Source organism: Marinitenerispora sediminis, from assembly GCF_003336425.1.
Lineage (GTDB): Bacteria > Actinomycetota > Actinomycetes > Streptosporangiales > Streptosporangiaceae > Marinitenerispora > Marinitenerispora sediminis.
On the sequence record NZ_QEIO01000226.1, the window covers coordinates 1 to 5,671 of the forward strand.

Below are 5,671 nucleotides of genomic sequence, written 5' to 3' on the forward strand. Positions count from 1 at the left end.
GTCGTTGAAGGTGCCGCCGGCCCGGGTGAAGCGGTCGCGTGCCTGGGCGAGGTCGCGTTGGGCGTGGTCGAGTTCGGTGCGGGCGCGGTCCATCTCGCTCCGCGCCAGCTCGGTGCCGGTGCGGCTGCCGCGGGCGTCGTCGAGGCGGGCGTGGGCGAGGTCGGTCTCGGCCTGGGCGGCGGCGACGCGGCGTTCGGCGGCCTCGATGAGCCCGCCGAGGTAGTAGGGGTCGTCGTCGGACAGGCCGAAGTTGGTGCGGGTGTTCTCCAGGTCGGTCTCGAAGCGCGCCACGTCGATCTGGGCCCGGGCCACTTCTTCCCGGGCGTCGTCCACCGTGCGGCCGCCGCGGCCCCGGCCACTGCCCTCGGGCCCGGCCGAGGTGTCCCCACCCCCGCGCGGCGTCGACAGGGTGCCAACGCGGCCCTCGGCGGCCGGCCGCGTCCCGTTCCCGGAGCCGGGCGCGGCACCGGACTGGCCGTTCGAGACGGGGACGGCCGCCGGCGCGTCGAGGTTGACCACGTTGACCTGGATGTCGGCGCTGATCTGCCGCCCTCGGGGGTCGGTGCCGTTCCCGGAGGACTCCTCGGTGGCGCCCTCCCCGTCCGTGCCGCCGGGAACGGGGGCCGGGCGGTCCGCGGTCGCGGGTGCGTCCTGCCGCGGCGGTGCGGTCGCCGGCCGGGTGGTGGTGTCGGCCAGCTCCGCGAGGGCGGTGTCGAGGGCGCCGCTGGCGCGCCAGTGCTGCCACGTCTCGTGGAGCCGGTTCTGGACCTCCTCCGGGGTGAGGGTCCGGTTCTCGCCGTTGGCCGTCGTCCGGATGCGGCTCAGGTTGTCGCTGACGTCGGCGATGCTGCGGCCGCGCTCGTGGTGGTCGTGGTAGGCGGCGAGGAACTCGATCGCCTGCTCGGGGCTGTCCACCAGGGGGGAGCCGTCCTGGTCCAGGGGGGCGTCCTGGTGGAGGGGCGCGCCGATGCGGTCGCGGACGTCGCGGGGCAGGTCGGCGATGCGGACGGGCGGCTCGTACGGGGTGGGGCCGCCGTTGCCGCGGTCGAGCGCGGGGCGGATGAGATCGCCGATCCGGTCCAGCTGGTGCTGGCGCAGGCTGACGAAGCCCAGACGCTTCCTCGTCGCCATGATGTTCGCGCCCAGGCGGTCGACCCCGCTCTGGTCGATCCGCCTCCGCAGGGCGCTGGGCTGGGGCGCGTCGCCGTCCGGGTAGTCGTCCCCGATCCCGAACATGTGCATCGTCTCGTGGAGCCAGTCGGCGGGCTCGTCGTCCACGGCCCACATGCTCTGGTGGCTCCGGGGGGTCTTGCCATCGACCGTCGGGCCCCAGGTGACATGGTGGTCGGCCGGTCCGGTCATGCCGGGCCGGTCCACGTCCACGACCGTGACGTGGAACTGGTCGCCGGGGGTGCCGTCAGTGTTCGGCACCCGGAACTGGTGGTTGAGCTTCCGGTTCAGCTCCGCGTGATACGCAGCCATGTTCCGGTCGATGACCGCGGGGTCGACACCGTTCCTGTCGAACTTGACGCGCAGGGTGACCTCGGCGACGTGGGTGGGTCCGCCCGGCGTCCGGTGCTTCGCGGGGATGGGGATCCGGCGGACCTCCAGTCCGGTGTCGCCGGTGCTGTACGCCACCCTTCTGGCCGGGAGTACGCGTTCCGGAACGCCGGGGGGATTGCCCGGTACCTGGATACCAGCGGGGTCGGTGGCGTGCGCCGGACGGGGCGGAGCGGAGGTGGTCCGCATCTCATGAGCGGCGTGGACCTGGCCCGAGACGTCGAGCCGCGAGCCGATGACGGTGACGGGAGCCTGGCGGCGGGCCTCCTCCCAGGCCCGCCGGGTCTCCTCGGGCGCCTGGCCGCGGGGGTCCGTCCAATCGGCGATCGGAGCCAGCCCCGGGTGGACGCGGGCGGGGACACTGGTGGACTCCGCCGTCAGTTCGGAGATGCGGGCCAGTGCGGTCGCCGTCACCCGCGGCGGGAGGTCGGCTCGGACGGCCGCCTGCTCGGCGGGGTCGTTCACCCGGGTGGCCCGGATCTCGGCGTCCAGTGCCCGCAGCGCCGCCCGCAGCGCGGCGGCCTCGGTCTCCATGGCCGCGGCCTCCGCCCGCCGGGCACCCGCGTCGGGGTCGGCGTCGGCCGCTGTGGGGACGGTGCTCGATGTTCCGGCACGGTCGGGCCCCGGAGGCACCGGGTGTTCGGCCTGCGCCTCGGCCATCCGGGTCTGCGCCTCCGCCAGCTTGGTCCGGGCTTCGGCCTGCTTGGCCAGCGCGCCGTCGACGTCGCCCTGGGTACGTAGCTCCACGGCGTCGCGGCGCAGGGCGTTCGCCTCCCGTCGCAGGGACCAGGCCTCCCCGCGCAGGGTCTCCGACTTCGTCCAGCCGATGTCGTGCGACGGCGGATTCGTCCCTCGCCTGGCCACCGCCTCCTCCGACCGGGCATACCGCTGCGAGTTGAGGACGCTCGCCTCCGCTCGCCGGGCGCTGGCCTCCGCGCCCGCGGCCTGCGACGCGGAGGACTCGGTGAGCCCGAACCAGGCCAGGATCTCGGGGCCGACCGCGGTGTGGTCGGGCCGCGCGCCGGTGTCCTCGGCGGACGGCGCCTCCCAGTCGAGGCGGCCGTGCAGCGCCAACGCGTCGGGGGCCTCGCCCGGATCGACGAGCTGGACCCGCAGCCGCAGCTCCGAGCCGTCGCGCAGGGTGTAGGGCACGCGTTCCCGGATGCCTCCCTGACCGTCGGGGACGGGACGTCCGTCGTTGACCTGGGACTCCAGCGCCGTGACGAGCTGCCGCTCGGCGTCGGCGACCGCGGCCGGATCCGTGCCGGCGGGCGGCTGTCCGCGCTCCAGCCGGACCACCGCCTCCGTGAGGTCCCGGCCGTCCGGGGTGGACCGCGGGATGCGGTTCCACTCGAAGCGCGGGTGCGCGGGGTGACCGGGCATGTACGGGCGCTGGGTGATCCGGGCGGGCAGCACGGCGCCGTCATCGGTGGTGACGGAGAAGTCGCGGTGCTGCCCGGGTACGCTGCCGAAACGCTCGGCGGTCCGCGAGTCCAGCGGGACGGTGCGCCGGGCGGGATCGACGATGCTCGCCCACCCGTCGGCCGGCGGCGGGAATCCCACGTTCTCCAGTTCGCGCAGGCCCTGTTCCAGCACACCGTTCTCGCGCCACACCTGGATGGTCGCCTGGAAGTCGTTCTCGAAGACGAGGGCGCCTGGGTAGAGGACGTCGAGGCTCTCGCCGTCCACGTGGTGGCGGTAGTAGTCGGCCAGCATGGTCAGCGCCTGCCCCGGCCGCATATCGCCCAGCCCGGAGACCAGCGGCTCCAGGTTCACCCTGGTGATGTCGAGGGCTTCGCCGGCCTCGCTGTCCGAGTCCGCGTAGGACCCGGAGTCGTCCGTCTCCGCGCTGGAGTCGGCACTGTCCGAGTCCTCGCTGACCGGCGCGGATCGGTGGCTCATGCGCGGGGCGGTCCGGGACCCGCTGCCGACGTCGTGGGTCGCGCGGTCGCCGACGTCCGACATGTCCTCGTCGAAGTCGGCGTACGAGTCCGAGACGTCGGCCGTCTCCGTGCCGCTGGAGACGGCGTCCCGCCTGCCCGGCGAGGCGGCCGTCGGCCCGCCCGGAGCGGGAGAGGGGCCGGTGTTCGGCGTCGCCAGTTCCGCCAGGGCCGTGTCCAGGGCCCCGGCCGGGGGCTGCGGCGGGTCGACGAACGCCGGGTTGACCGAGGTACCCGGGGCGCGGTCGCCCCGGTCCTGGGCGGCAGGGGTGCCGTCCGCCTCCCGAGGGGTATGCGCGGCCGGAGCGGCGGCGGAGGTCCGCTGGGCCGAGGCCGCTTGGTCGATGGTGCCGCCGGCCTGGGCGAGGCGCTCGCGCGCCTGGGCGAGGTCGCGCTGGGCGTTGCCGAGTTCGACCTGGGCGCGGGCCATCTCCGCGCGGGCGGTCTCGGTGCCCGTGCGGCTGCCGCGGGCGTCCGCCAGGCGGGCCTGGGCGAGGGCGATCTCCGCTTCGGCCGCGGTGACCCGCCGCTCGGCGGCCTCGGCCCTGCCGCCGAGGTAGTACGGGTCGTCCTCGGCTAGGCCGAAGGTGGCGCGGGTGTTCTCCAGGTCGGTCTCGAACCGCACCACGTCGGTCTGGGCGCGGGCGGCCTCGGTGCGGGCCTCGTCCACCGTGCGGCCGCCGCGGCCCCGGCCACTGCCCTCGGAGCCGGTCGAGGCGTCGCCCTGGCGCGAGGCGGACGGGGCGCTGTCGCGGCCCTCGGCGTCCGGGCGCGTCCCGTTCACGGAGGCCGCCGTGCCGTTGGACGAGCCGTCCGGGGCGGAGTCGGCGATCGCCGAGTACACGGCGAGCGTGGTCGGCAGCGCCTGGCCCGCCATGAAGGGGCCGCTGGCGGCCGGCCCCGAGTCATCGTCGGAGTCGTCGTCCGAGTCGAGGCCCCTGTCCAGGAGCGGGGTGGAGTCGAAGGACTCGGCGTCGGAGTCGTCGCTTTCGGAGAGGAGGGACGTGGCGTCGGTGTCGTTCTCCTGGTCCGCGTCGAAAAGCGAGGCGGACGCGTCGCTGTCGGAGTCCTCGGAGTCGGCGCCGTCGAGGTGCGACGCGGCGGCCGAGGAGCCGTCGCGGGCACCGGAGTCCGCAGCTGGGGGCAGCGGAGCCTCCTCGGGGACCGCGTGCTGCCCGGCCACGGTCGTCTCGGACGAGTCGTCCGTCACCGACGAGGTGTCGGAGACGGCGTCGTCCCCCGTGCCGGGTGGCGTGCTCGGGCGGGGCTCCGGTCCCGGGGCGTCCGTGACCGGTGCGGCCTGCGGGGCCGGGGCGTCGGCCGGGGGCACGGTCGGGACAGGCCGCGGGGGCGTGGACGCCGGCCACGGGGACGGCACGGGCTCGCCCGTCGGCCGCGGGTAGCCGCGGTCGGCGTCGCCGAGGGGGCTGGGCCGCCAGTCGGCGGTGGGTTCCCAGTCGGCGGGGACGGTCTCGACCTCGACGAACCAGGCGTCGCGGGTTCTGCCGCTGCCCGGGGCGTCGATGCGGCGCTGGTAGACGGCGTGGATCACGTTCCGGCCGTTGCGCGGCAGCAGGATGCCCCGCTCGTCCTCGCCGAAGCCGGAGATCCGCATCACGTTGAGCCCGGGGTGGCCCTCGGGAGCGCGCACCACCAGGTAGACGTCGTGCTCCCCGGGGAAGTGCGAGCCGATGCTCGCCCGGACGTAGGTGTGGTTGGTGAAGGTGGTGCCGACCAGGGCCTGGACGTTCTCCGGGTCGGGAACACCGCGGCTGCCGGGGTCGACCGCGGCCAGCAACTGGCTGAGGAACTCGCGGTCGGCGCCGGCGTGCAGGATGAGCGACTCGGGCAGCCGGGACCGGTCCACCGCCGGATCGAGCTGGTCGACGAGCTGGAAGAACTCCCGCTCCCAGCCGGGGCCCACGTTCCCGTGGAGGAGGCCGCCGTCCACGAGCGGGTACCCCGTGCCGGTGTAGTCGTCCACCGCCCGATGCTCCGCGGCGGTCAGCAGCCGCCACGGGAGGATCCCGTTCATTCCGTCCGTGGGCATGTGCTGCTGCGCCCACCGGACGGCGGCCCGGTCGTCGTCGAACCGGGTGGCCGAACCCATACCGCCGGGCTCCTCGCCGCTGCCCTCCCAGCGCGGGCCGGGCGGGACGTACGCGCGGACG

At 75.3% G+C, this 5,671-nt stretch carries 1 protein-coding gene; it reads right to left on the reverse strand.

The window, feature by feature from the left end; all coding sequences use genetic code 11:
- On the reverse strand, window positions 1-5,610 hold a 5,610-nt coding region (locus DEF28_RS25260; RefSeq protein WP_309485908.1), incomplete at its 3' end, for an ADP-ribosyltransferase.
- Window positions 5,611-5,671: the final 61 nt, after the last annotated feature.